We start from the raw sequence: 25,758 nt of genomic DNA on the forward strand, positions 1-25,758 counted from the left end.
TAAACCAAAGAACAAGAAGCAATATGAAAAAGAAACAAATCATCACAGCCTGTTGCGTGGCCGCGGCAATACTCGTCGGAGTATTTGTCTGGCGGACCTGTTTCAGTGCCACGAAGATTGCCTTTGTCAATTTCCAGACCATCAATCTGGGAAATATTTCAAAGGCGAACGACAACTCGTTTGTCAAACTAAGAGAAGTCTCTACGGATCACCTGGACGAACTGACGAACTACGATATGGTGTTCGTCAACGGTATGGGATTGCGCATCGTCGAAGAGCAGCGCCAACTGATACAACGGGCAGCCGACAAAGGCGTACCGGTGTACACCTCCATGGCAACAAACCCCGCAAACAATATCTGCAACCTCGATTCGGTACAGATGAAACAGATACGCCAATATCTTACCCATGCCGGAAAGGTAAACTACCGGAATCTGCTTTCGTATGTCCGCAAAGAGATTGACGGCAAGCTGATCTCGGCACCTGCACCGGAAGCACCGGTAGAGAAACCGACCGATCTTCTCTACCACGCCGGAGTGAAAAATCCGGATGACGAAATGGAATTCCTAAACGTGTCCGATTATGAAAAGTTTCTCCGCGAAAACGGACTCTATAAAGAGGGGGCACGCAAGATTGTGATCACCGGACAGATGGCGGATGCCACGGAACTGATTAAAGCACTCGAAGAGGCGGGACACAACGTGTATCCGGTTTCTTCTTTCACCCGGTTCATGGAGTTCGTCCGTGAAATCGGACCGGATGCCGTTATCAACATGGCACATGGACGCATGGGCGACGCCATGGTGGAATATCTGAAAGAGCACAACATTCCTCTCTTCGCCCCACTCACCATCAACAGTCTGGTGGAAGACTGGGAAAACGACCCGATGGGTATGTCCGGCGGGTTTCTTTCGCAAAGCGTAGTGACACCGGAAATTGACGGTGCCATCCGCCCGTTCGCCCTCTTTGCCCAATACAAAGATGACGAAGGATTGCAACATTCATTTGCTGTTCCCGAACGGTTGGAAACGTTCGTAAGCACAGTGAACAACTACCTCTCCCTGAAAACAAAACCCAACAGCGAGAAGCACATAGCCATCGTCTACTATAAAGGTCCCGGACAGAATGCGCTGACAGCAAGCGGAATGGAAGTAGGCCCCTCGCTCTACAACCTGCTGTTGAGGATGAAGAAAGAAGGTTACCGGGTGGAAAACCTCCCTGCCAATGCCAAGGACCTGGAGAAAATGATCCAGGCACAGGGAGCCGTATTCGGCATGTATGCAGAGGGAGCTTTTGATGAATTTATGAAAACCGGTAACCCCGAACTGGTGACCAAAGAGCAATACGAAAGCTGGGTGAAAGCATCGCTCCGTCCCGAGAAATACGCTGAAGTGGTAGCTGCCAACGGTGAGTTCCCCGGCCAATACATGACTACGTCCGACGGACGTCTGGGCATCGCACGGTTGCAGTTCGGCAATGTAGTACTGATGCCGCAGGTGGCAGCCGGCAGCGGAGACAATGCCTTCCAGGTGGTGCATGGCACCAATGCCGCACCTCCCCACACTTACATCGCTTCGTACCTCTGGATGCAACACGGGTTCAAGGCAGATGCGATGATTCACTTCGGTACGCACGGAAGCCTTGAATTCACTCCACGGAAACAGGTGGCGCTGTGCAGCAACGACTGGCCCGACCGCCTTGTGGGAACTCTTCCGCACCTTTACATTTATTCCATCGGCAACGTGGGAGAAGGCATGATAGCCAAACGCCGTTCGTATGCCACCCTGCAATCTTACCTCACGCCTCCTTTCCTCGAAAGTAGCGTACGGGGTATCTACCGTGACCTGATGGAGAAAATCAAGATTTACAATAATACCACCGGATCGAAAGAGAAGCAGTCGCTTGCCGTGAAAGCACTCACCGTAAAACTGGGCATTCACCGTGAACTGGGACTGGATAGCTTACTGACCCGCCCATACAGCGAGGATGAAGTGGCACGTGTGGAGAACTTCGCCGAAGAACTGGCCACGGAAAAAATCACCGGACAGCTTTATACAATGGGTATACCCTATGAACCGGAGCGTATCACTTCTTCCGTACTTGCCATGGCAACCGAGCCGATAGCTTACAGCCTCCTGTCACTCGACAAACAACGTGGCAAAGCGACAGCCGATGTAGAGAAGCACCGCTCCCTCTTTACGCAGCGTTACCTGAATCCGGCCCGTGCTTTGGTAGAAAAACTGATAAGCAACCCTGCACTGGCAACAGACGAACTGATCTGCCGTACAGCCGGTGTCAGCCCCGAAGAACTGGCGAAAGCACGCGAAATAGAAGCTTCACGCAATGCTCCGAAAGGAATGATGGCGATGATGATGGCTGCCGCTGCCAAAAACAAGGCAGAGGACAAGACCGGAAAGGCAACACATAAGATGCCGGAAGCCATGAAGGAGAAAATGAAAGAGATGGGTGCTCACATGGATTCGTCCAAGGCCATGGAAATGGCAAAGAAAATGGGTGCCAGTCCGGAAGCCCTGAAGAAGATGGAAGCAAAGATGAATCCTCAAAAAGTGGGAAAGAAACCTGCCCAAAAAGAATACAGCAAAGAGGAAATCAACTTCGCCCTTGCCTTGACGGAGGTGGAACGCACCATCCGAAACGTGGGTAACTATAAGACAGAGTTGGCCGACAGTCCCGAGAAAGAGCTCGCCAGCCTGGTCAATGCCCTGAATGGCGGATACACTGCGCCTTCACCCGGTGGTGATCCGATTGCAAACCCCAACACTCTGCCTACAGGACGCAACATGTACGCCATCAACGCAGAAGCCACTCCTTCGGAGTCGGCCTGGGAAAAAGGAGTGGCACTGGCCAAACAAACCATCGAAACTTACCGAAGCCGTCATAACGACAGCATTCCCCGTAAAGTCAGCTACACACTCTGGTCTGCCGAATTCATTGAAACGGGAGGAGCTACCATCGCACAGGTATTGTATATGCTCGGTGTAGAGCCGGTTCGTGACGCCTTCGGGCGTGTCAGTGACTTGAAGCTGATTCCATCGGCCGAATTGGGGCGCCCCCGTATCGACGTAGTGGTACAGACATCGGGACAGCTCCGTGATATTGCAGCATCCCGCCTTTTCCTGATCAACCGTGCGGTAGAGATGGCCGCGGCTGCCAAAGACGACAAATATGAAAACCAGGTAGCGGCAAGTGTGGTAGAAGCCGAACGGGCACTGACCGAGAAAGGGGTAAGCCCGAAGGATGCCCGTGAGATGGCTGCTTTCCGTGTGTTCGGCGGTGCCAACGGAATGTACGGCACAGGTATCCAGGAGATGGTCGAATCCGGTGACCGCTGGGAAAATGAATCAGAAATAGCCGCCACTTACCTTAATAATATGGGTGCTTACTACGGTAGCGAAAAGAACTGGGAGGCCTTCCGGAAATATGCTTTTGAAGCCGCACTGACCCGTACGGATGTAGTGGTTCAGCCTCGTCAGAGCAATACATGGGGGGCACTGAGTCTCGACCACGTATACGAGTTTATGGGAGGCATGAACCTTGCCGTACGCAACGTGACCGGCAAGGACCCCGACGCTTACCTGAGCGATTATCGCAACCGTAACCACATGCGCATGCAAGAAGTCAAAGAGGCTGTCGGTGTAGAAAGCCGCACCACCATCCTCAACCCCGCTTACATCAAAGAGAAGATGAAAGGCGGTTCTTCCTCTGCCGCCGAGTTTGCCGAAACTGTAACCAATACATATGGCTGGAACGTGATGAAACCTGCCGCCATCGACAAAGAACTTTGGGACAACATTTACAATGTATACGTAAAAGACGAATACAATCTGAACGTGAAAGAGTTCTTCGAAACACAAAGTCCCGCCGCCCTTGAAGAGATGACTGCCGTCATGCTCGAAAGTGCCCGCAAAGGTCTGTGGAAAGCAAGCGCCGAGCAGGTTGCCGAACTGGCAAAACTCCATACCGAAACGGTAAACAAGTATCGTCCGTCGTGCTCGGGTTTTGTATGCGACAATGCCAAACTGCGCGAATACATCGCTTCCAAGTCGGATGCTCCGGCTGCCGCACAGTACAAGGAAAACATCACCAGGATACGTGAAGCAAAAGCTTCGGGCGATGCCAAAGGAATGGTGATGAAGAAAGAAGAGATAAACCAGACACCGGAAGAACAAAAGACAACCCTGAGCAACATTGCCGTGGGTGCAGCCGTAGTAGTGGTGATACTGGCACTCGTACTCTTTGTCCGCAAACGTCGTAAAACATCAGAATAATCAGGAGTATGGATACAGTCGTACTTGTATTAATGCTGTTAATAGCATTCAACTTTCTGCTGAAACAGACTTTCTGGAAAGCAGTAGCGGTAGGCATCATCGCTGCCGTTGCCGCCCTGTTTGCGGGACTGATGTGGCCGTATGCCATCGAGCAGTCGAAAACACAGATTGCCGACTGGCTGGGCAACACCGCCCTGATGCTGGACACTTCCGTTTTACTGACTATCGAGGTCAGCCTCCAGATGGCCTATGCCATGCTGGCGGTACACGTTGCCAGTGCCTATCCGGTAAAGCCCCGCACGCTGCTCACCTACCGATTCCTGAGATGGTTTCCGGGACTGCTTATCTTCCCGGTATTATTCAGCGGGCTGGTCTATCTTATCTTTGCTTTCCCGGGGACACCATTCACCACCGTGGCGTGGGGGTATGCCGCTTGTGTGTTAATAGCCATCCCCGTGGGACGCCGGGTGCTGCTCTATCTCCTTCCAGAGAAAGAACTGCGGTTGGAACTCTTCTTCCTCACTAACGCATTGGTAGCCATCCTGGGGATTGTCGCTACCGTGAACGGACGGACTTCCGTAGCCGGAGTCAGTGAAGTGAACTGGGGAGCACTGGCCGGCGTCGGAGGAATAACCGTCATCGGCAGCGCCATCGGACTCGGATGGTGGAGACTGAAGAAAAAAAGTAATCAATCATAAAAACAACAGGTAAATCAACTTTTTAAAACTGATCGACAATGAATATCATATCAGACATTTTATATTGGATTTCTACAGGACTGCTCGTTCCTGTTATCGTATTGCTTATCGTATTATTCGGCCGTGCACTTCTGTTGGTCGGCAGTTTCTACGGACAGTATCTTTCGATACGCAAGACAGAGGCACTGCTCCGCAACGAACTGAACGCACTCACTCCTGCCACTGTTACTGAACTGGCAGCCAAATTGCCGGAGAAATCATCATCCCTCGTCATATCCTATATCCGCCAGGTACTCGAAGCACACGATAGTCCGGCACAGGTACAACGCCTGCTCGCCAACTTCGAGATCGCAGCCGACAAAGACCTCGCCATTTCTAAAACATTGACCAAGCTCGGCCCTATCCTCGGACTGATGGGCACACTTATTCCGATGGGTCCCGCCCTTGCCGGACTGGCAAGCGGTGACATCGCTTCGATGGCCTATAACATGCAGATCGCTTTTGCCACTACCGTTGTCGGACTGGTAGCTGGAGCCGTAGGGTTCCTCACTCAACAGGTGAAACAGCGCTGGTATCTTCAGGATATGACCAATCTGGAGTTTCTTTCCGAATTGTTGAACGAAAAACGTGCGGCCCGATGAAACGAAACCTGCTCAGAAAAGAAGAAGATGCCGACCCGATCAGCGTCGTATCGAACCTGTTCGATGTAGCCATGGTATTTGCCGTAGCCTTGATGGTAGCTCTTGTCAGCCGCTACAACATGACCGAAGTGTTCTCTCAGGAAGACTACACCATGGTGAAAAACCCCGGAAAAGAGAATATGGAAATCATCACCAAAGAAGGACAGAAGATCAACCGTTATACTCCTTCGGAAGACCAGCAGAAAAGCGGCAAGAAGGGAAAGAAGGTAGGTATTGCCTATGAATTGGATAACGGGGAAATCATCTACGTCCCGGAAGAATAAGTACTCTCGACAGGACTGTCCCCCGAAAGTTGGCAAACAGCGTATAAAAGGGCATGTCAAGAGTCTGTTTCACCACAGAGCAGCAAATCACACAGAGATGCGGTTTACAGATAATCCAAGCAATTATCTTCTCTGTGTAGCCTGCTGTTCTGTGGTGAACTGCTGATATACCCATCCGGCACTCTGCAGACGGGAATTTCAGTATCCGGTTGTCGGCCGGCAAACAAAAGACCTGAACCTTTTTGCCCTCAAACATTTAAGTCTTTTCAGTGAAACACTTAAGCATTCTCAGCGAAACGTTTAAGTCTTTTCAGAAAACGTTTAAGTCTTTTTCGGAAACTCTTAAATCTTTTTCTCCCCCCCCACGAATCAAAAGCCCAATGCTGTCTCACGGCTCTGAATAACAACCGGAAACAAACTTTCCGGGAATTCCGCCTTTATGCAAATATCATTTCCTTTCAATTGAAACAGATCAACAACTCTCCAAAAAGAAACCTGCTTCTCCTTTTGCCTGCAATTTTTTTGATTACCTTTGTCCCCCGAAAAGACGCAATTCACCCGTTAAAAAGGGTATCCCCCATCTAAGACCTAAACCGGAATCGAAGCACTATACAGACACATCAACCGCATTCCCTTCACCGGAAATGTGGAAAAGCAACATGTATGTATCACTGATTTAAGAAAGAGTAAAAAGATCAAAACCTTATGGACATCCACCAAGAATTAAAAGAACTATCTAAATTCCTGTCTGAATATTCCACCAGCCTGATGGCCGTAGGTGTACAGACATCACGCATCGTACGAAACACATCGCGAATTGCCGAGTCTTTCGGCTTTTTCTGTGACATGACCATCTTTCAGAAAACCATCATCATGACGTTACGCGACGCCGATAACTCACACTCGTACAGCACAGTAAACAAAATCAAACCCATGGGGCTGAATTTCGCCATCAACTCCGCCCTCAGCACCCTGAGCTGGGAAGCGTATGACGAGCATCTGTCTCTCACTGAACTCCAGCGACGTTATCACGAAATAGTCAGCAAGCCGCGCGAAAGCAAATGGCTCGTACTGATCCTCGTTGCTTTTGCCAATGCGTCATTCTGCCGCCTGTTCCAAGGTGACTTTATTTCTATGGGGATCGTATTCGCCGCCACCCTGGCAGGCTTCTTCGTCCGTACCGAACTAATGGGACGTCACTGGAATCATCTGGCAGTATTCATCATCTCTTCGTTCATCGCCTCGATGATCGGCAGCACAGGCTACCTGATGCACTGGGGAACCACTCCGGATATGGCTTTGGGTACCAGCGTCCTCTACCTGATCCCGGGTGTACCACTGATCAACTCCATCATGGACATCATCGACGGACATGTACTGGCGGGAACATCGAGATTTATTAATGCCTGTCTGCTTATCATTTGTATAGCAATCGGCCTTTCAATGACCCTTTTAATCACCGGAATCAGCACTTTATGATGAATATAGAATTTATAACCGCCACTATACTCGACGGCGCATTCGCCGCCATTGCCGCCATCGGATTTGCCATCATCTCCAATCCACCCCGGAAAGCCATATTGATCTCTGCTTTTCTGGCGGCCGTTGGGCACGGATTACGCTACTTCCTGATGCATACGCATCTGTTCACGATGGACATCGCCACAGCCTCTTTCTTTGCTGCCGTCTCCATCGGTTTGTTAGCCATCCCCTTTGCCAAGGCAATCCATTGTCCGGCGGAGGTATTCTCGTTCCCGTCTCTCCTGCCGATGATTCCGGGAATGTTCGCTTATAAAAGTATCCTGGCACTGACAAAGTTTATGCAGACCAAGGATGAAACTGCCTCCTTGCAATATCTGGTAGATTTCTTCCACAATGGCAGTACCACTATCTTTGTGTTGTTTGCCCTGGTTGTAGGAGCTGCCATACCGGTATTTATCTTCCACCGCCAGTCATTCACAGCTACACGTTTACTGAAGAAACTGGTAAAGAAGGCCTGACAGAAAGGCTCACCACAGATTACACGGATTCCCACAGATTAATGATTTATCTTATGGATAAGAACAATCAAAAATCTGTGGGAATCTGTGTAATCTGTGGTGAAAAAAACACCGGAAAACTTCACCTATTTCCTTGCTTCGGCAATGTAAGCCAAGGCTTCGGCACATTTCCCGGTGACATATCCCCAGTCTCCGGCCGTTACTTTATCTTTCGGGAACAATTTGGACCCCATGCCTACGCAGAACGCACCTGCCTTGAACCAAGACGTCAGATTCTCCCTCGTAGGTTCCACCCCACCGGTCACCATCAACTTGGACCATGGCATCGGAGCCATCAGGCCTTTTACAAAATTCGGACCATATACATCTCCCGGAAATATCTTGCAAAGATCACAACCGGCCTCCTGCGCAAAGCCCACTTCCGAAACCGAACCGCATCCCGGTGTATATGCAATCAGCCGGCGATTGCATATCTTAGCAATCGCCGGATTGAATAGCGGCCCTACCACGAAGTCAGCCCCCAACTGTATATATAAAGCCGCAGTAGCCGGATCGACTACAGAACCGACACCCATAGCCATTTCCGGACACTCACGGGTTGCAAACTTCACGATTCCGGCAAATACCTCCTGGGCAAAATCCCCCCGGTTTGTAAATTCAAAAGCACGGACGCCACCTTCATAACAGGCCTTTAGCACTTTCTTTGCCACTTCCACATCTTCGTGATAGAATACAGGAATCATGCCCGTTGTCCCCATCTTAGTCAGGACAGCCATTTTATCAAATTTAGCCATATCTATTTATTTACAATTGAATTTATCTTTGTACACGTCCACTCGCATCGCCTCCGGCCAGCGCCTCGACTTCTGCCACAGAAACCAGATTGAAGTCTCCGCTGACGGTATGCTTCAATGCCGATGCCGCCACGGCAAATTCAAGCGCTTCACCCTGTGTAGGCTTCGTAAGCAGACCATGGATAATGCCTCCGGAGAACGAATCCCCACCACCTACCCGGTCGACAATCGGATCGATGTCATAGTGCTTGGAAACGTAGAATTCCTTACCATTATAAATCATGGCCTTCCAGCCATTGTGTGACGCGGAGAAAGATTCACGCAGTGTCGAGATAACATAGCTGAATTCAAACTCTTCCGACATACGCCGGAAAATCTCCTTATACCCCTCGGCATCCGTATGTCCGCTTTCCACATCCGCGTCGGGCTTGAATCCCAGACAAAGCTCCGCATCTTCTTCATTACCGATGCAGACATCTACATACTTCATCAAAGGTTTCATCACGGATTGTGCCTTCTCCTTTGTCCACAGCTTCTTACGGAAATTCAGATCGACCGACACGGTCACCCCGTGACGCTTGGCAGCCTCACATGCTAAACGGGTCAATTCGGCTGCTTTGTCCGAAATGGCGGGAGTAATACCCGACCAATGAAACCAGTCGGCTCCCTCCATAATCCTGTCAAAATCGAAATCCACCGTATCGGCTTCGGCAATGGCGGAATGCGCACGATCGTAAATCACCTTACTGGGACGCATGGCAACACCGGTTTCCAAATAATAGATGCCGACACGGTCGCCTCCCCTGGCAATATAATCTGTCATCACACCATATTTGCGGAGTGCATTTACAGCCGACTGCCCTATTTCATGTTCAGGCAGCTTGGTTACAAAATAAGCATCATGGCCATAATTAGCGCAGCTCACAGCTACGTTAGCCTCACCCCCACCGTACACCACATCGAAAGAGTCCGATTGAACAAAACGAGTATTTCCCGGAGGAGATAACCTGAGCATAATTTCGCCTAACGTAACGACTTTCTTTCTCATAATTCTATATTTAGTTAGTTTTGAGTTTAATTTGTTTCTATTCTAAAACGATCGATCTTAATTGTTCAGTTACAATTTATTATTCACCCCCCAATCTTCTCAATAACATACTGGATATATGAACAATAGCAATGTATAAAATAGACACCGGCAAAGTCCGTGTGCGGACACAAAGATACACAGATTTTCATGATTACAAAAATTATTATATATTTGTGTCCATAGAAATAAAACTATTATTGTGTCCGGGCACAAAACCCCGCATAAATAAAGAAGACGCATGAATAAATTGCCAGAAAGAATCAGAATCAAGGATATTGCCCGTTTGGCAAACGTATCTGTAGGAACTGTCGACCGCGTGCTCCACGGCCGTAGCGGAGTATCGGAAGCAAGCCGGAAACGGGTGGAAGAAATCCTGAAGCAACTGGACTACCAGCCCAATATGTATGCCAGTGCACTGGCCTCCAACAAGAAATACACTTTTGCCTGCCTGTTACCCAAGCATCTGGAAGGTGAATACTGGACAGACGTGCAGAAAGGTATCCGTGAAGCGGTTAGCACATATTCCGATTTCAATATCTCAGTGGACATCACTCACTACGATCCTTATGATTACAATTCGTTTGCAGCAACCAGCCGGGCTGTCATTGAAGAACGCCCGGACGGAGTGATGTTTGCTCCTACCATACCGCAATACACAAAAGAATTCACCGATGCACTGAACGGGTTGGGTATACCTTATATATACATCGATTCACAAATAAAAGATGTCCCTCCCCTCGCCTTCTTCGGTCAGAACTCCCACCAAAGCGGATACTTTGCGGCACGTATGCTGATGCTGCTTGCCGGAAACGACCGGGAGATCGTGATTTTCCGTAAGATACACGAAGGGGTGATCGGATCGAACCAGCAGGAAAACCGTGAAATCGGTTTCCGCCAATATATGCGGGAGCATCATCCCGACTGCAATATCCTTGAACTCGACCTGCACGCCGCCCCGAATATTGAAGACAACCGTATGCTGGACGATTTCTTCAGCGAACATCCGGAAGTGAAGAACGGGATCACGTTCAATTCGAAAGTATACATCATCGGTGAATACTTGAAAATGCGTCGGAAAAACAATATCAACCTGATCGGTTACGACCTGCTCGAACGGAATGTGGCTTGCCTGAAGGATGGCACCGTCTCTTTTCTGATTGCCCAGCAACCGGAGTTGCAAGGATTCAACAGTATCAGGACTCTATGTGACCACCTGATATTCAAAAAGGAGGTGACATGCACCAACTACATGCCAATTGACCTTCTGACCAAAGAAAACATCGACTATTATAACTTTTCCCTCTTCAGATAAACCATATCCCGGAGCAAAATTCCATCTTCACAGATGGGATGATCATAATGGTCGGTAAAGAAATTCTCAACGCGGTGGGAAGGGACAAATCCGCAAGACTGATAGAACGAAAGTGAGTGTGGAGTATCGCCCGTCCCCACAAACATAACCGAGCATCTGTCCGAATAGTGACGGAACAAGAATTCAACCAGATATCTGCCGTAGCCCTTGCGCTGGCTCTCCGGATAAGTCGCGATATTCTTCAGTTCGTAAATACCTTCCCCCTCGTTGGTCACCACACAAGCCGCTCTGAGCTCTCCCCCGTCGTACAAGGTAAACATCTCCCCACGTTCCAGATAGCGGTCCACCATATCCTCCTGTTCGTCTGCCAGCAGGAGCAAATCGAGGAAACGCTTCTTGTCAGAAAACACTTGCTCTACCTTCATTTCCTTTCTCCTTCCCTGTGTTCAAGAATCACCGTCATGTGGTCCAGTGCCCAGCCTACCAACGCCTCTACATGCGGAATCAGACTGCGTCCCGTCTCCGTCAGGCAATACTCCACTCGTGGGGGCACCTCCGCATACACCTTTCGTTGTACCAATCCGTCGGTTTCCAGTGTTCGAAGCGTGACAGTCAGCATCCGTTGCGAAATGTCATCAATCGTTTTATGAATGTCACTGAAGCGCATCGTTCCGTTCGCGTTCAGCGTCACCAATACCAGCATCGACCACTTGTCGCCCAGCCGGCACAGTACGTCCCTGATAGGACATGTCCCTGAAGGATGAAAATTTTTCATTTTTTAATCTTTTCTATTCCATTGAGTTCCAGCAATAGTTATCTCTATGTAAGTTCCTTATTCTGAAGTTCGTTCTTGTTTATCCGCACAGAGAAACATACATTTGCAAGCACAAAAGTAATAAACTTACGAAAGATAACTATTGTTTCACTTAATAATTTATGTTATGGCAAAGAAAGTTGCAGTATTAGCAGTCAATCCGGTCAACGGATTCGGTTTGTTCCAGTATCTGGAAAGTTTTTTCGAGAATGGTATTCCGTACAAAGTATTCGCGGTGTCAGATACCCGGGAGATCAAGACCAATTCCGGCATCACCCTGTTTGCCGATGACGTGATAGCCAATCTCAAAGGGCATGAAGACGAATTTGACGCACTTGTATTCGCTTGTGGCGACGCAGTGCCGGTATTCAAAGACAATGCAGGAAAGGCCTACAATGTAGACCTGATGGAAGTAATCAAAGCATTTGGCGAAAAAGGCAAACTTATGATCGGCCATTGTGCCGCCGCCATGATGTTCAATTTCACCGGAATCACCGCCGGAAAGAGGCTGGCCGTCCACCCGCTTGCCAAACCCGCTATACAGACGGGACAGGCGACTGACGGAAAATCGGAAATTGACGGTAACTTCTATACCGCACAAGATGAAAACACCCTTTGGACAATGATGCCTCAGCTGATTGAGGCTCTGAAGAAGTAACGCTGGACACCTCCGTTACAGCACTTATCACGACAGTGTGCCGGAAGCTATTCATAACGCCCCGTCTGCTTCCCGGCACACTTTGTGTTTTCCACCCTCACTCGATCTTCTGCCTCAACCTTTTCATATAATCAAGTAAAAACAGGTCATAATTCATTTATTATTAATACTTTTACAGTCGAATAAACAAAACATCGCCATCATTCAATAGAATTTTATGACTACTTCCTTTGGAGTAACATCCATTTTCTGTACCCCATTACTGAGAAAACTGTTGGTTCTTTTCACATGTTTCCTATCAGTAATCCCTGTATCCGCCCAAAAAGAGGCAATGAATACCAAAGACTATATTCTGGTCATTAACACCTATACGGAAGCCTTCGCATGGAGCAACCGCCTGATCTTTACAGCAACCGAATTTGTCAAGGATGATCCTCACTTAGCCATTTATGCCGAACACATGAATCTCTTGATGATGGATAATGACAGTACACTGTGTGAATTCAAGACCAACCTGTTCGAGAAGTATGGTTCCCATTCTCCGCGCGCACTATTATTGCTGGGTAATTCCACCTTGATGTTGCGGGACGACTTCAGAAAGGTATGGGGTGATGTCCCGATCATACTCTGCTCCGAAAAAGACTACATCGGTCCCAGAGAATATTATTTGAGGAAACACCCCGTCCCTCCGTCCGAACGAATCCCGCTGACCGAACTGGCCCAACCCTATAACCTCGTCCTTCTTTACTCCAACCAATACATACGTGAAAACCTGGAGTTAATGTTTCATATCCTTCCCGATATGAAAAAGCTGATTTATGTAGGCGATCAGAGATTCGTCAATCAAACGAACAGTATAGAAATACAGGAAGTATTACAATCCAGCCATCCCGGGGTCCAATATACTTTTTTATCTCCTGAGAATATTCTGGAAACCAACCAACTGATCGACTCTCTCAACTTTGTCGATCCCCGGACCACCGGCATCCTGTTTTCTTCCTGGTTCTATAAGCGGAAGTTTGCGGGCAACACTTCACTGTCTATCGTATCACCCAAAATTGTTTCTACTGTTTCACCTCCCCTGTTTGCCCTCAGCACCATTGACGTAAAAGACAAAAGCAGCGGGATGACCGGAGGATATTCTTACAATCAGACAGAATTCGACAAGCGGCTTCTCGGTATATTTTCCTATGTACTGAATGGCAGGCAACCCCGCACCCTCCCTTACTATTATCCTCTGGACGGTATGCCCATCATCAATTATGAGACACTGATCCATAAAGGATTTTCTCCCGACTTATGTCCGGCCAACACGTATTTCATCAACAAACCGCGCACCTTCTGGGAACAATACAGCTACTTCCTTATAGGTACATGCATCTCCATCGTCCTGCTCGTCCTGTTTTTCCAGTACCGCATCCGCACACTGAACAGGCTCAAGAAAACACAGTTGAAAGAGATAGAGACCATGACCAGCTATAAAAACCTGATCAACAACATGCCCATCCTCTATATGCAGGAAAAGCTGATAACAAACGAACAAGGTATAGGCATAGATTTGATCTACCTGAACGTAAACCCCCATTTCGAACAGAATTTTTTCCGCAGAGAAGATGCGGTAGGCAAGAAAGCAAGTGAGATGTTTCCCGAATCCCTCCCCGAGTTCCTGCACTTCATCCAGATGTCACTCAAGGAAAACCGGGTCGTTACTTTCCCATACTATTTCAAGAAAATCAATCGGTTCTATGATATCGTCCTCAAAGGTACCCATCAGAATAACGTGGTTGATATTTTTTGTCTGGACAGTACCGAATTACACCTGGCACAACAAAAACTGACCGCCACCAACCACAAGCTGTCGATGGCATTGGATGTGGCAAATATCATTCCATGGAAATGGGATCTGCTCAGCAAAACCATCCTGTGTGACATCAACAAACCCATCGAACTCAGTTCACCCGGCAACAGCGTGAACGACGAGCAACTGGCCGTGCCGGACACGCAATACTTCTCAAAGATATTCAAAGAAGACCGCAAACGGGTGGAACAGGCATACAAAGACCTGATTGAAGGTCGCACGGACAAGGTAAAGGAGGAATACCGGGTTATCAACGTACAGAACCACACCCACAAAGTGGAATGGGTAGAAGCTCAGGCCGCCGTAGAATCCCGCGACGAAAACGGAAATCCTACCACGCTGGTAGGCTCTTCACTGGTCATTACCAAACGAAAAAAGATGGAGATGGAACTTACCACGGCCAAAGACCGCGCCGAAGAATCCAACCGTCTGAAATCGGCTTTCCTTGCCAACATGAGCCATGAAATCCGTACTCCGCTGAATGCCATCGTAGGCTTTTCGGGTATCTTGGCATCTACCGATGAGGAAGAAGAAAAACGGGAATACGTCAACATCATCGAAAATAACAACACCCTGCTCTTACAACTGATCAGCGACATCCTCGACCTGTCGAAAATAGAAGCCGGCACCCTTGAGTTCCAATACTCCAACGTCGAGCTGAATGCCGTAATGAAAGAGCTGGAAAGCACGTTGCAGCTCAAGATGAAATCCGAAGCCGTGAAATTGGAATTCGTACCTCCGGCAGACCGCTGCCTGGTTCATCTGGAAAAGAACCGTGTTTCCCAGCTGATCATCAATCTGGTGACCAATGCCATCAAGTTCACCGAGAAAGGGAGTATCCGCTTTGGCTACGAGCTTCGCGAAAAAGAGCTTTATTTCTACGTTGCCGACACCGGTTGCGGCATTGCCAAGGACGAGCAGGAAAGCATATTCGGCCGATTCGTCAAACTGAACAGTTTCGCACAAGGCACAGGGCTCGGACTATCCATCTGCCAGACACTGGTCAACCACATGGGCGGACACATCGGTGTGGAGTCTGAGAAAGGTAAAGGTTCCACATTCTGGTTTACCCTCCCTTACGAAGCCGCATCGACAGCTGAACCTGTCCGGAAAACAGTTATACAGCCCATTGCGGTAGAGAAAGACAAACTGACCATCCTGATTGCCGAAGACAACGAAAGCAACTTCAGGTTATTTGAGTCCATCCTCCGCCAGGATTACCGCCTGCTTCATGCCTGGGACGGCCGCGAAGCCGTAGAAATATTCCGCAAAGAAGATCCGCAGATTATCCTGATGGACATCAACATGCCGGTCATGGACGGATATGAAGCCACTAAAGAGATCCGTAAATATTCGGCCAAAGTACCTATCATCGCAGTTACGGCCTTTGCCTACGCTTCGGACGAACAGCGGGTGATGGAAAGCGGTTTCGACGGATACATGCCCAAACCCATCAATGCGCGCCAGTTACAGGCACAGCTCAAAGAGATTATGCAGAAACGGATCATCCTGCTATAACAACAGGATGACCCGTTTTTAAGGTCTTTATTCGTGTTTACAGCCACTTCGTAAACCGCTTCACATACCATTGTTTAATAAGCTGCGTCAGCACACAATAGCTCAGCAGGATGCCTGCCAACCAGGGGAAATAACTGAGCGGCAACGGCATCAACCCGATGGAAGCCCCAAACTGCGTGAAGGGAATGACGATTCCCAGAACCATGATGACGGACGTTAGTCCTAATACCGGCCAGGATGCCGTACTCTGAATAAACGGGATCTTGCGGGTACGGATCATATGTACAATCAACGTTTGCGACAGCAAGCCCTCTACAAACCAACCGGACTGAAAGAGAGTCTGATGTTCGGGAGAGTTGCAACCGAACACATACCACATGACCAGAAATAAGGCTATGTCGAAAATAGAACTGACCGGACCGATAAAAATCATAAAACGGCTCAGGTCGGATGCATCCCATTTGCGCGGCTTCATCAGGTACTCCGGATCCATTCGGTCGAACGGAATGGTGGACTGCGACGTATCGTACAGCAGATTCTGAACAAGCAGATGAACAGGCAGCATAGGCAGGAAAGGCAGAAAGGCACTGGCAGCCAGCACGCTGAACATATTGCCAAAGTTAGAACTGGCAGTCATCTTGATGTACTTCATAATGTTGCCAAACGTTCTGCGTCCCTCTATCACTCCATCTTCAAGCACCATCAGATCCTTCTCCAGCAGAATGATGTCGGCACTCTCCTTGGCGATGTCCACAGCCGTATCCACAGATATACCCACATCGGACTGGCGCAGGGCGGAAGCATCATTGATGCCGTCACCCAGAAAGCCCACCGTATGTCCCAATTCCTGCAGCAAGGTAATGATACGGGTCTTCTGCATGGGAGCCAGCTTCGCAAACACGGTAGTCTGCCGTATTCTCAACTTCAGTTCTTCATCCGTCAGCCGCTCTATCTCCGTACCGTTCAGCGTACAGGCCGTATCGACTCCCACCTGACGGCAGATGGTACGTACGACCGCTTCGTTATCACCGGACAGCACTTTCACATCGACTCCATGGCTATGGAGCTGCCGGATGGCATTGGCTGCCGAAGGTTTGGGAGGGTCGAGAAAAGCGAGATAACCGATCAGCACCATTCCGGATTCGTCTTCGACAGAAAAATCATGTTCTTTTTCTACCCAACTCTTTTGTGCCACCGCCAGCACACGCATACCTTCTTTGTTCATCTGCTCACTGATGACAAAGGCTTTCCGCCGCAGCTCATCGGTCAACTCGTGAACGGTTTTGCCGAACTCTGCATGAGTGCAGATTGCAAGCATCTCCTCTACCGCTCCCTTGGTGATGATCTGACGCTTCCTCTGTTCGTCTTCCACCACCACGGACATACGTCGGCGGGTAAAGTCGAATGGGATTTCGTCTACCTTGGTATAAGCATCCCTGAGATAATCCAACTGTAACTCACGAACATGTGAAAGGATGGCACGATCCATCAGATTCTTCAGCCCCGTCTGGAAATAACTGTTGAAATAGGCATGACGGAGTACGCGGCACTCGTGATCCTCGCTCCCGTCAGCATTGATAAACTTTTCCAGCACAATGTGGTCGCGGGTCAGTGTCCCGGTCTTATCGGTGCAAAGAATGTCCATCGCCCCGAAATTCTGGATGGCGTTGAGGTTCTTGACAATGGTCTTTTTCTTAGCCATAGAGACAGCTCCTTTGCTCAGGTTAGCGGTGACAATCATCGGAAGCATCTCAGGAGTCAGTCCCACGGCTACGGAAATGGCAAAAATAAAGGCTTCGAACCAGTCGCCTTTCGTCACTCCGTTGATGAGAAACACCAGAGGCACCATCACCAGCATGAAACGGATCAGCAAAAGACTGACATTGCTGATTCCTTTATCGAATGCCGTCTGCGCACGTACGCCGACGATACTCCGGGCGATGGTGCCCAGATAGGTATCTCGCCCTGTACCGAAAACAATGGCACGTGCCGAACCGCTCACTACATTGGAGCCCATGAAGCAAATATCATCAAGCTCGACCACACTACCGGAACGGTGACGATCCTCCGCCAATACGGCACACTTCTCTATGGCATCGGATTCTCCGGTCAACGAGGACTGGCTGACGAACAGGTCTTTCGACTCGATGACGCGGACATCGGCCGGAATCATATCTCCGGCAGCCAGACAGATGATGTCTCCCGGCACCAAATCTGTAATGTTGATCTCGTACGACTCCGGGGCACCGCTACGAATGACGGATGCGGTATTTTTCACCATCTTTTGCAAAGCATCCGAAGCCTTGCCGGAGCGCCACTCCTGCGAGAAGCGCAACACGACACTCAGCATCACCATACTTCCGATGACAAGGATACTGGTCCACTCCCGCTCTTCGGGCCGGGCCATCCAGACGTCGAGCACCAACGACACAAGCACAAGTGCCATCAGTACACCGATAAAGGGGTTGATAAAGGTTTTGCAAAACATCAGAAGCGGATTGGGGTGCGTCTCTTGCACGATTTTATTCTCACCGCAGCTTTTAAGCCGCTCTTCCGCATCCTCCTCCGAGAGTCCGTGGGGGGTAGTACAAAAATAGCCATACACCAACTTCAGCGGTTGGGTTGCTGCCAGAAATACCTTCTCGGTATTGAACTGCACAGTCTTGTCTGTTTGTTTCTTTCTAAAAATCATCATAGTACATTTTTTTTAGAGATACGGGGCCGCTCCCTATTGGAAGAATCCCATTCATTCATTTGCCTTTACAGTACAAAGGTAGGGAGCTCCCCGCAAAAGGGGCGTTAGAGAACGATTAGAGTACTATTAGAGTTTTATTAGAGTTTCTTCAGATATGAGGAATTTCCACCGTATAGACCGTACCTTCACCCGGCTGGCTATTGACGGTGATTTCACCCTTATGGGTATGTATGATCTTTTGAGTCAACATCATCCCGATGCCGTTTCCACGGGCATAGTCTTTATTGCTTCCCCGATAGAAAGGAGAAAACAGGTGTTGCATGTCATCGGCATTCATACCGATACCCGTGTCCGAAAAGCGGATAACAGACTTTTGCTCCCAAAAGCTGATCTGGACAAAAGAAGTGTGATTGGCGGAGAACTTGCAATTGTTCTCCATCAGGTTGACAAAAGCTGTTTTCAACAGATAGCCGTTGCCCAACACCGTGAGGACGGAGTCGTCATCGGCTTCTTCGCCGAATATCAATTCGATGGTATAGTCGGGGTTGGCTTTCATCACCATCTCACGGGCATCGAGCAGAAGCTCGTCCAGACGGATCTCTTCCAATTTGATCTGCTCGGGCAGATAATCGGCCTTGGCCAGATTGAGCAACCCTTCGGAAAGTTTCACCAACTTACGCGAATCGTCGAGCGCATTACCGATGGCACGGCGATATTCTTCGGAAGAACGCTCTTTCAGCAGAGCCAGTTCAAGTTCGGCAATCAGGGCAGCCATGGGAGTACGCAGTTCATGGGACACATTGCTGACGAACATTTTCTGAGAATCGAAAGACTGTTCCAGCCTTTCCAGCATCCGGTTGAAGGTGGTGGCAAGTTCGCCCAATTCATCTTTTTCGTCCTTCACCGGCACACGCAGGTCGAGACGGGAAGCAGAAATAGCTTCCACCTCCCCGAGAATATCGGACACAGGAGCCAGGGCACTCCGCGAAAGCAGGTAACCGACTCCCGCCAAAAGAGCGATACCTAAAAAGAAAAGAACAATCAGCATGGTCTGCAAAGAGTGTTGCTTGGCATATCCGTAACCATCGAAAGCAGCCGCTGTGATGACGTAAGGTTTACCATGGAACGTGTAAAGGAGCCCGATGACCTGATAACCGTCCTGATAAAACTCGATAGATTTATTTTGCAAAATTCGGTCGATCATCTCAGGGGTCTCTTTCACCAGGTCGATCTGCTTGGCATCATGATAAAGCAAATGGAAAGTAGTATCGTAGATGGCTACCTCCACTTCATTGATAAATTCGCGGTTGTTGAGGTAAATGGACTGCATGGTCTTGGCATCCACCCGGTTGTCGAGGAAAAGGTTGGCTTTGGTGATGCCTTCCTTTTTCAGGTCACGGAAGAATTCATTGCTCCGGTTCCGCTCCGAAAACAGATAGATAGCAGCTACCAGCAACAGAAAAACGGCTGCCGTGAAACCGGTATAGCGGAGAGTGAGCCGGGTACCTATCTTCATAACTCCTGTCTGAATATAAAGCCCATACCGGGTTTGGTATGGATCAGTTTCACATCATAGTCCCGGTCTATCTTTTTGCGGAGATAGTTGATGTACACATCGATAAAGTTGGTGCCCGTATCGAAATGGGTATTCCACACCTTGTCGGCTATTTCAACACGGGTAAGTAACCGTTCGGGGTTCTCGGCCATATAAAGCAACAGGTTATACTCTTTGGGAGAGAGTTTGATCTCCCTCTCCTGCCGATAGACGGTTTTTGTCTGCCGGTCGATGCGCAAGTCCGCATAGACGAGTTCCGTAAGTTGTGTTTCGGGTATACCGGGAAGTCGTCGTTTCAGCAATACCTTGATACGGGCATCGAGTTCGCGGAAATCGAAAGGTTTCACCATATAGTCGTCAGCCCCGGCATCGAAACCGTCGAGCTTATCATCCGTTGTGCCCAACGCTGTCAGCATCAGTACCGGAACCCGGTTATTGATGTTCCGTATCTCTTTACAGAGTTCGAAACCACTCATCTTCGGCAAGATTACATCGGAAATGACCATCTGAAACTCTCCGGCACGGAACAGGCGCAACCCCCAAACTCCGTCGTAGGCAAGTTCCACCTGATAGCCGGACTCTTCGAGACCGCGCTTCAACAGTTCCGCCACACGCTGTTCATCTTCCACAACCAGTATCTTTATCATGATGCAATCCCTCCTTACCGTTAGTTATCAATTCACCGGGCACAAAGATAAACACATAATGATAAATCCTCAACAGTATCGGCGTTTATTTATCCCTTCTCGTTCCGGCCGCATCCGATGCTTGATTCATGCCTACAGCGAACTACCGGCTAACGGGGAGAATGACTTAACGGGTATTGCTGTCGATAATGGGTATTGTGACCTAAATCATTTCATCAAGAGTTTCAAACGCTTTACCGGAAAAACGCCGTTACAATATTACAAACAAAATACAGACACCGCCGGAAAATAAACAGGGTGTAGCCATCCGGTCCGGATAGCTACACCCCAAGGTACCTAAGGCTACACCCTCCCCCCCGGTTGGGTGTAGTCCTATTGTTCCTGCACGGCATAAACCACTTCGTGCGCTTCTGTCAACCGGGGAACCTCCAGTTTATCCAACATCGCATCCAGAACCGGCTCCGGCACTTTATATTCGCGTATGCCGTTTTGCCGCCGCCAGACGGAGTAAGGTTTCTCTATATAGACTATTTTCACCCGTGCCCCATAGGTGATGAACAAATCGACCAACTGGGCACGTCTTTGGCGGGTCACGTTGGTGGCATTCCAAATAAAGTCCTGTCCCTTCCGGAGGTAGCCCCGTGCCTGCTCTTTGGCCGTTTGTGCCACCCAGCCGTTAGCCGCTTTATCCGTGGGGCTGAGTTTATGTTCACGTCGGATAGCATCCAGACTGACAACCGGCATATCGGCACATCGAGACTCTATATAATAGTCTTTCCCCATACCGGGCAGGCCTGCAAGCAAAGTAACCTCACATCTGAAATCATCGTGGGGGACATAATCGATATAAGCCTGATTCGTATGAAAATAATGGAAGCGGGCCGTATCACCGGCAAATGCCCGGGCTTTCCCCCAGCATTGCTGTTCACGGCAAAACATTTCAAAGAATTCGGTAGCTTCCAGCAGTATTTCCCTGTCCGTGCAGATACGCCCGCAAATATCGGCCACAGCCAACTGTTTCAGTAACGAAGTGTCCAGCCTCAGCGAAGCTTCACAAGCATGTTTCAAGGGATCTTCCCGTTCCATCAGCCAGATAGGCAAACCATGATGGCGTACCAGAGAGGCAATATGCTCGCGAATACCGAAAGGCGTAGAAATATCCCTGTAAAGGAGGGTGCGTACAGTAGCTTCCCCCCGCTTCGCATGATTTTTGGAGGTGATCTGCCCATTGCCTTCATCGACCGAAGTCGAACGCTTTTCTACATCGTGAAGCAAAGCGGCTGCCCAAAGGATCTCCCGGTCCTGCTCCGCAAGCCTCAGATAGGAAGGCTGTTGCTGCAATGCCTCGAGTACCATGCGGGTATGTACGGCTACACTTCCCTCGGCATGATGCAAAGCGTGCTGGGGAACCAGATCCATATCCCGCACCCAGCTGAACTGCTGTACCAGTGAATCCCAATCTTTCCGTTCTGTCAATCTCCAAATCATTCGTTACCTCCTTTCTCTTGTTTCGACTCCCACACCAGGCGGGCACGCTTCCAATGCCGTGTCCAATGCTCGTCTGTCTGCACATGCCCCTGACGGACATACTTAAACACATTACGGGCAAAGTCTGCGGTAAGATACTCGTCGGCATTGCGGGTTACTACCCCTTCACGGGTACAGTCCATCCCTGTCAGCGCATCGCGCGATCCGAAGACACTTGGTTCCCCGGCCAGGCAGATGACATGCTGTTTCAGGGTTTCGGCTGTTAGTCCGTTTACACGCTCCGTACGCAATTCGGGTACAGTAGGCAAATCGAACAAAGCAGCATAAAACTTCACCTCTTCCCACGACAGCCATTTGTCGAGACAGCGGACTGCGAACACATAAAAATGGGTTTCCAGCCGCTTGTACTCGATGGAATGAACAGCATACAGATTCTCGCCGAAGAGTTCAATATCTCCCAAGTCATTCTTCAACAACTCCCAACGCTGACGCAACTGGCTCGTCCATGGTGAAGTGGTAGGAGCAGCATGCGAACGGGCAAAAACCCCGTATCTGCTTAAACAATTATTCTCCCCATCCAGTTTTTCGGTATGGACCAGCGTGTTTATCTCCCGGATATCCTCCCAATAGGTATGATTGATTCGGTCGTCACTCGTCGTCCCGGGAGAGAACGGATAGTGGTAGGTACGACCATATTTTTCTGATAACATAGCTTTTTCTTTTAATCGTTAATACTCAAAACCGGAGCTCTTCTTGAATGACCTTCACCGGGTTTCCCCTTTGAAGGCTGTTGTGGTTACTCCAGTTAGCCTGTGCCTGAATCATTGCCTGCTCTACATTCCAAGCAGTCAGCTTGACCAGCAATCGTTCGGTGGCCAGTTTCTTATTCTGCCATTGTGAACGTTGGTCGGATGCCACTACACTGATTCCGCTGGGAATATGGACAGCCCTTACAGCAGATTCCGTCTTATTGACATGCTGTCCGCCGGGTCCGGAAGCCCGCAAAGTTTCATAACGGATTTCATTTTCGGTTGCCTCACGGCTTTCGGACAGCAAGAAGGTCTGCACACCGACAAACCAATTTTTGCGTCTGTGATGAATCCGGTACGGGCTACGGGCAATCCACAACACGGTTCCCTCCCACTCTTCCACCAGTGTATCGCAACCTGCACCTTCAAGTGCAATGACTGCCGACAGCAATGTACGGTTGGCAGGACCGGCTTCTTTTTCCACTATTTCCACTTTCAGTTTCCGGGTCTGGGCCTGTTTTAATATTCTCTCAAGCACTAATGCCACTACACGGCAACACTCCACGGGACCACGTCCCGAAGTGATTTGTAAATACGTCTTTTCCATCATTCTACTCTTTATTCATTCGTACGATACAGGGCATAAAGGTACCCTGAATTTCCACCAATGCCTCCTGAGTCTGCATCACCCGGTCAATGTCTTTGTAAGCCAACGGCATTTCTTCGACACTACCGCCAATCAGTGTCACGCCGGCCTGCGAAAGATACTTCTTCAGTGCTGACTGGGTAAAACTGTCTTTCGCTTTTTGGCGGGACATGGCGCGTCCTGCTCCATGAGAAGCGGAACAAAGGGCTTCACCCACTCCTTTTCCACATACCAAATAACCGGGGGTGGCCATACTTCCGGGAATCAGTCCCGGAAGGCCCTTCTGAGCCGGAGTTGCTCCTTTACGGTGTACAATGGCAGTTTGTCCGGAAGCAAGTTCCTCCTTCCATGCAAAGTTATGATGGTTGTTCACATTGGCCAGAGGTTTCAGTCCCAGAGCTTTGGCCAGATTCAGATGAATCCGTTCATGGCAGGCACGGGCATAATCGCCTGCCAGATTCATACTAAGCCAGTATTCCTGCCCCTCTTCCGTATCCCATCCCAACCAGGCAAAGTGCTGGGCCTCACGGGGCAAGCGACAGATGTCACGGGCCAGCAGACTGTAATGTTTGGCAATGGCAGCACCCAGCCCCCGTGAACCGGAATGGGAAAGCAAAGCCGCATAACTACCCTCCGGAACTCCTAAGACATTGTCCGCCTGCAAGCTGATCCTGCCAAACTCCACAAAATGATTTCCACCACCGGAACTTCCCAGTTGTCGCACCGCTTTGCCATGCAGCCCTCTCAGCAATTCAGTCATTCGGAACTCTTCCCGGTCAAGTACCTCGTGTTCCTGAACAAAAGGCAACCCGCCATCCATGCCGAAATGAGTGAATTCTTTCAGCGCTTCTTTCATCTGATGCGAATAACGCCTTAGAAAGTCTTCCCCGGCATCAAACAGGGTAAGACTCATCCGGCAACCTATATCAACTCCCACCGCATACGGAATGACTGCATTATCCGTAGCCAATACTCCGCCTATGGGTAATCCGTAACCGGCATGTGCATCGGGCATCAACGCTCCGGCAAGAGTGACCGGAAGGCGCATAGCCAGATTCATCTGTTGTTTGGCCAATGTTTCAATATGCTTGCTTCCGTATGTTTTATAAGCCAAAGGCTCGTCGAGCAAATCATACGACGTAAAACTTTTTTCGACTAAAGTAGGAGAAAGTTGTTCGGCCAGTTTACTCCATACTTCGTTGTTTTTATATATTTCGGGATTTCCGAGTACATCGCCCAGGATAGCCAATATCCGCTCTTTTGTCTCGTGTTTACAATACTTGTTGACGAGGGCAACGGCCAGACTACGGGCCACGTTGTCTCTATATCCCAGTTTGCTTAAATCTTTCAAACGTATTCCCATACTGTTTTTCTTTCGCATACAATACCGGCTACCTGCCACGGGCAGGCAACAGACAATATGCGGGATACCAATACTTTAGAAAAGGATATAACACATCCTGTTCACAGCATTGAAGTGAATAATAAATAAATTAAACGTGATTGTGGAACTAATCAACCTGCATCGCCAGCAGCAGAATTGCGATGCGTATAAAAAAACAAAGTTGCAAAGCCCCATCCTCCCGACGGGTCAACTCAGTTCCAATTTTGAAGATATTATTTCTCTGACATAATTAAAACCCTTTCTGATTATTTAAAGGGTGAATACTCTGTTTATCGGCGGCAAAAGTAATAGTTCTTTTTATTCCCGCAAAACAAAAAGACATTTTTTTCAAGAGCAGTACCCATATTCATGAAAAAGCGGCACGAATCACTTCGCACCGCCCCTGTTGCTAACTCGCACCAAAGCTTCCCGCCTCACAGCGTTCTTCTCCGGAAATTTTTAAATGCATGAAGCGGTTAGCGTTAATCTTTATATTGGGTGCGCAAAGTTACTACAAAAAAGTGAAATGCGGAAAGATATAGTGATAGAATTGAGTTACAAGGGTTTTAGTTAAAGTGGCGATAATTCGTGAAGCCATT

Annotated in this window: 21 protein-coding genes; 10 read left to right on the plus strand and 11 right to left on the minus strand. The window is 49.0% G+C overall.

All coding sequences use genetic code 11. The annotated features are described in order from the left end of the window. Positions 1 to 23: 23 nt before the first annotated feature. The 6 genes from R3O62_RS17215 to R3O62_RS17240 all read left to right on the plus strand — a co-directional run bounded on the left by R3O62_RS17215 (position 24) and on the right by R3O62_RS17240 (position 7,951). Entirely contained in the window at positions 24 to 4,289 is a 4,266-nt protein-coding gene (locus R3O62_RS17215) for a cobaltochelatase subunit CobN (protein ID WP_317472777.1), read from the plus strand. Positions 4,290 to 4,297: 8 nt separating this feature from the next. Continuing rightward, positions 4,298 to 4,987 (plus strand): hypothetical protein, encoded by a 690-nt coding sequence (locus R3O62_RS17220; protein WP_032540478.1) that lies wholly within the window; start codon positions 4,298 to 4,300, stop codon positions 4,985 to 4,987. 38 nt (positions 4,988 to 5,025) lie between these two features. Continuing rightward, the gene (locus tag R3O62_RS17225; RefSeq protein WP_005778404.1) at positions 5,026 to 5,628 is read left to right on the plus strand and encodes a MotA/TolQ/ExbB proton channel family protein; all 603 of its coding nucleotides are present in this window, start codon (positions 5,026 to 5,028) and stop codon (positions 5,626 to 5,628) included. Continuing rightward, positions 5,625 to 5,951 carry a DUF2149 domain-containing protein gene (locus R3O62_RS17230; protein ID WP_005778408.1) on the plus strand — a complete coding sequence of 109 codons (327 nt, stop codon included), beginning with the start codon at positions 5,625 to 5,627 and terminating at the stop codon, positions 5,949 to 5,951. Before R3O62_RS17225 ends, R3O62_RS17230 begins: the two co-directional genes overlap by 4 nt. 705 nt (positions 5,952 to 6,656) lie before the next feature. Further along, positions 6,657 to 7,430, plus strand: coding sequence for a threonine/serine exporter family protein (locus tag R3O62_RS17235; RefSeq protein WP_005778412.1), 774 nt, complete (start codon positions 6,657 to 6,659; stop codon positions 7,428 to 7,430). Next, positions 7,427 to 7,951, plus strand: a complete 525-nt coding sequence (locus tag R3O62_RS17240) for a threonine/serine exporter family protein (protein ID WP_080783798.1) — start codon at positions 7,427 to 7,429, stop codon at positions 7,949 to 7,951. The genes R3O62_RS17235 and R3O62_RS17240 overlap by 4 nt, the downstream gene beginning before the upstream one ends. Positions 7,952 to 8,076: 125 nt before the next feature. On the opposite strand, the gene R3O62_RS17245 is transcribed toward R3O62_RS17240, so the two are convergent. Further along, positions 8,077 to 8,745 carry a bifunctional 4-hydroxy-2-oxoglutarate aldolase/2-dehydro-3-deoxy-phosphogluconate aldolase gene (locus R3O62_RS17245; protein ID WP_044300264.1) on the minus strand — a complete coding sequence of 223 codons (669 nt, stop codon included), beginning with the start codon at positions 8,743 to 8,745 and terminating at the stop codon, positions 8,077 to 8,079. Positions 8,746 to 8,767: 22 nt separating this feature from the next. Next, complete coding sequence (locus tag R3O62_RS17250; RefSeq protein ID WP_317472778.1) at positions 8,768 to 9,793, minus strand: sugar kinase; 1,026 nt, start codon at positions 9,791 to 9,793, stop codon at positions 8,768 to 8,770. A 280-nt stretch (positions 9,794 to 10,073) separates the two neighbouring features. Here R3O62_RS17250 and R3O62_RS17255 point away from each other — a divergent pair, with 280 nt between their 5' ends. Further along, positions 10,074 to 11,147 (plus strand): substrate-binding domain-containing protein, encoded by a 1,074-nt coding sequence (locus tag R3O62_RS17255; protein WP_234058619.1) that lies wholly within the window; start codon positions 10,074 to 10,076, stop codon positions 11,145 to 11,147. On the opposite strand, the gene R3O62_RS17260 is transcribed toward R3O62_RS17255, so the two are convergent. Both R3O62_RS17260 and R3O62_RS17265 read right to left on the minus strand, forming a co-directional pair. Continuing rightward, a complete protein-coding gene (locus tag R3O62_RS17260; RefSeq protein ID WP_005806711.1) occupies positions 11,123 to 11,572 on the minus strand; it encodes a GNAT family N-acetyltransferase in 450 nt (149 codons plus the stop codon). The two genes, R3O62_RS17255 and R3O62_RS17260, sit on opposite strands and share 25 nt — an antisense overlap. Next, entirely contained in the window at positions 11,569 to 11,922 is a 354-nt protein-coding gene (locus R3O62_RS17265; protein ID WP_186992688.1) for a winged helix-turn-helix transcriptional regulator, read from the minus strand. The genes R3O62_RS17260 and R3O62_RS17265 overlap by 4 nt, the downstream gene beginning before the upstream one ends. 166 nt (positions 11,923 to 12,088) lie before the next feature. Between R3O62_RS17265 and R3O62_RS17270 the strand changes: the two genes are divergently transcribed. Beyond that, a complete protein-coding gene (locus R3O62_RS17270; RefSeq protein ID WP_005778427.1) occupies positions 12,089 to 12,619 on the plus strand; it encodes a DJ-1/PfpI family protein in 531 nt (176 codons plus the stop codon). 331 nt (positions 12,620 to 12,950) lie between these two features. After that, the gene (locus R3O62_RS17275) at positions 12,951 to 15,995 is read left to right on the plus strand and encodes an ATP-binding protein (protein ID WP_317472782.1); all 3,045 of its coding nucleotides are present in this window, start codon (positions 12,951 to 12,953) and stop codon (positions 15,993 to 15,995) included. 37 nt (positions 15,996 to 16,032) lie between these two features. Here the strand turns inward: R3O62_RS17275 and mgtA are convergent, their stop codons facing one another. From mgtA to R3O62_RS17290, 3 genes are all read right to left on the minus strand, one after another. Then, positions 16,033 to 18,687 (minus strand): magnesium-translocating P-type ATPase, encoded by a 2,655-nt coding sequence (mgtA, locus tag R3O62_RS17280; RefSeq protein ID WP_122130455.1) that lies wholly within the window; start codon positions 18,685 to 18,687, stop codon positions 16,033 to 16,035. A gap of 151 nt (positions 18,688 to 18,838) precedes the next feature. Next, positions 18,839 to 20,206, minus strand: coding sequence for a sensor histidine kinase (locus R3O62_RS17285; RefSeq protein ID WP_032537024.1), 1,368 nt, complete (start codon positions 20,204 to 20,206; stop codon positions 18,839 to 18,841). Next, complete coding sequence (locus R3O62_RS17290) at positions 20,203 to 20,892, minus strand: response regulator transcription factor (protein ID WP_044300268.1); 690 nt, start codon at positions 20,890 to 20,892, stop codon at positions 20,203 to 20,205. The genes R3O62_RS17285 and R3O62_RS17290 overlap by 4 nt, the downstream gene beginning before the upstream one ends. Positions 20,893 to 20,950: 58 nt before the next feature. On the opposite strand from R3O62_RS17290, the gene R3O62_RS17295 reads away from it, so the two are divergent. Then, positions 20,951 to 21,184 (plus strand): helix-turn-helix domain-containing protein, encoded by a 234-nt coding sequence (locus R3O62_RS17295; protein WP_032540469.1) that lies wholly within the window; start codon positions 20,951 to 20,953, stop codon positions 21,182 to 21,184. 80 nt (positions 21,185 to 21,264) lie between these two features. On the opposite strand, the gene R3O62_RS17300 is transcribed toward R3O62_RS17295, so the two are convergent. Genes R3O62_RS17300 through R3O62_RS17315 form a run of 4 tightly spaced genes read right to left on the minus strand, consistent with a single transcriptional unit; the run spans position 21,265 to position 25,138 of the window. Further along, positions 21,265 to 22,380, minus strand: coding sequence for an AAA family ATPase (locus R3O62_RS17300; protein ID WP_032540467.1), 1,116 nt, complete (start codon positions 22,378 to 22,380; stop codon positions 21,265 to 21,267). Beyond that, positions 22,377 to 23,090 carry an RNA ligase family protein gene (locus tag R3O62_RS17305; RefSeq protein ID WP_317472779.1) on the minus strand — a complete coding sequence of 238 codons (714 nt, stop codon included), beginning with the start codon at positions 23,088 to 23,090 and terminating at the stop codon, positions 22,377 to 22,379. The genes R3O62_RS17300 and R3O62_RS17305 overlap by 4 nt, the downstream gene beginning before the upstream one ends. A 25-nt stretch (positions 23,091 to 23,115) precedes the next feature. Next, positions 23,116 to 23,736, minus strand: coding sequence for a peptide chain release factor H (gene prfH, locus R3O62_RS17310; protein WP_005820657.1), 621 nt, complete (start codon positions 23,734 to 23,736; stop codon positions 23,116 to 23,118). Between the two features lie 4 nt (positions 23,737 to 23,740). Next, the gene (locus tag R3O62_RS17315; protein ID WP_227559636.1) at positions 23,741 to 25,138 is read right to left on the minus strand and encodes an RtcB family protein; all 1,398 of its coding nucleotides are present in this window, start codon (positions 25,136 to 25,138) and stop codon (positions 23,741 to 23,743) included. Positions 25,139 to 25,758 lie beyond the last annotated feature (620 nt).

Origin of the sequence: Bacteroides hominis (genome assembly GCF_033042785.2) — a bacterium.
GTDB classification, from domain to species: Bacteria; Bacteroidota; Bacteroidia; order Bacteroidales; family Bacteroidaceae; genus Bacteroides; species Bacteroides hominis.

Excerpts from the sequence above, each read along its gene's own strand:
- R3O62_RS17215 (WP_317472777.1), top strand. The coding sequence starts at position 24 with ATGAAAAAGAAACAAATCATCACAGCCTGTTGCGTGGCCGCGGCAATA.
- R3O62_RS17220 (WP_032540478.1), top strand. The coding sequence starts at position 4,298 with ATGGATACAGTCGTACTTGTATTAATGCTGTTAATAGCATTCAACTTT.
- R3O62_RS17225 (WP_005778404.1), top strand. The coding sequence starts at position 5,026 with ATGAATATCATATCAGACATTTTATATTGGATTTCTACAGGACTGCTC.
- R3O62_RS17230 (WP_005778408.1), top strand. The coding sequence starts at position 5,625 with ATGAAACGAAACCTGCTCAGAAAAGAAGAAGATGCCGACCCGATCAGC.
- R3O62_RS17235 (WP_005778412.1), top strand. The coding sequence starts at position 6,657 with ATGGACATCCACCAAGAATTAAAAGAACTATCTAAATTCCTGTCTGAA.
- R3O62_RS17240 (WP_080783798.1), top strand. The coding sequence starts at position 7,427 with ATGATGAATATAGAATTTATAACCGCCACTATACTCGACGGCGCATTC.
- R3O62_RS17245 (WP_044300264.1), bottom strand. The coding sequence starts at position 8,745 with ATGGCTAAATTTGATAAAATGGCTGTCCTGACTAAGATGGGGACAACG.
- R3O62_RS17250 (WP_317472778.1), bottom strand. The coding sequence starts at position 9,793 with ATGAGAAAGAAAGTCGTTACGTTAGGCGAAATTATGCTCAGGTTATCT.
- R3O62_RS17255 (WP_234058619.1), top strand. The coding sequence starts at position 10,074 with ATGAATAAATTGCCAGAAAGAATCAGAATCAAGGATATTGCCCGTTTG.
- R3O62_RS17260 (WP_005806711.1), bottom strand. The coding sequence starts at position 11,572 with ATGAAGGTAGAGCAAGTGTTTTCTGACAAGAAGCGTTTCCTCGATTTG.
- R3O62_RS17265 (WP_186992688.1), bottom strand. The coding sequence starts at position 11,922 with ATGAAAAATTTTCATCCTTCAGGGACATGTCCTATCAGGGACGTACTG.
- R3O62_RS17270 (WP_005778427.1), top strand. The coding sequence starts at position 12,089 with ATGGCAAAGAAAGTTGCAGTATTAGCAGTCAATCCGGTCAACGGATTC.
- R3O62_RS17275 (WP_317472782.1), top strand. The coding sequence starts at position 12,951 with ATGAATACCAAAGACTATATTCTGGTCATTAACACCTATACGGAAGCC.
- mgtA (WP_122130455.1), bottom strand. The coding sequence starts at position 18,687 with ATGATTTTTAGAAAGAAACAAACAGACAAGACTGTGCAGTTCAATACC.
- R3O62_RS17285 (WP_032537024.1), bottom strand. The coding sequence starts at position 20,206 with ATGAAGATAGGTACCCGGCTCACTCTCCGCTATACCGGTTTCACGGCA.
- R3O62_RS17290 (WP_044300268.1), bottom strand. The coding sequence starts at position 20,892 with ATGATAAAGATACTGGTTGTGGAAGATGAACAGCGTGTGGCGGAACTG.
- R3O62_RS17295 (WP_032540469.1), top strand. The coding sequence starts at position 20,951 with ATGATAAATCCTCAACAGTATCGGCGTTTATTTATCCCTTCTCGTTCC.
- R3O62_RS17300 (WP_032540467.1), bottom strand. The coding sequence starts at position 22,380 with ATGATTTGGAGATTGACAGAACGGAAAGATTGGGATTCACTGGTACAG.
- R3O62_RS17305 (WP_317472779.1), bottom strand. The coding sequence starts at position 23,090 with ATGTTATCAGAAAAATATGGTCGTACCTACCACTATCCGTTCTCTCCC.
- prfH (WP_005820657.1), bottom strand. The coding sequence starts at position 23,736 with ATGGAAAAGACGTATTTACAAATCACTTCGGGACGTGGTCCCGTGGAG.
- R3O62_RS17315 (WP_227559636.1), bottom strand. The coding sequence starts at position 25,138 with ATGGGAATACGTTTGAAAGATTTAAGCAAACTGGGATATAGAGACAAC.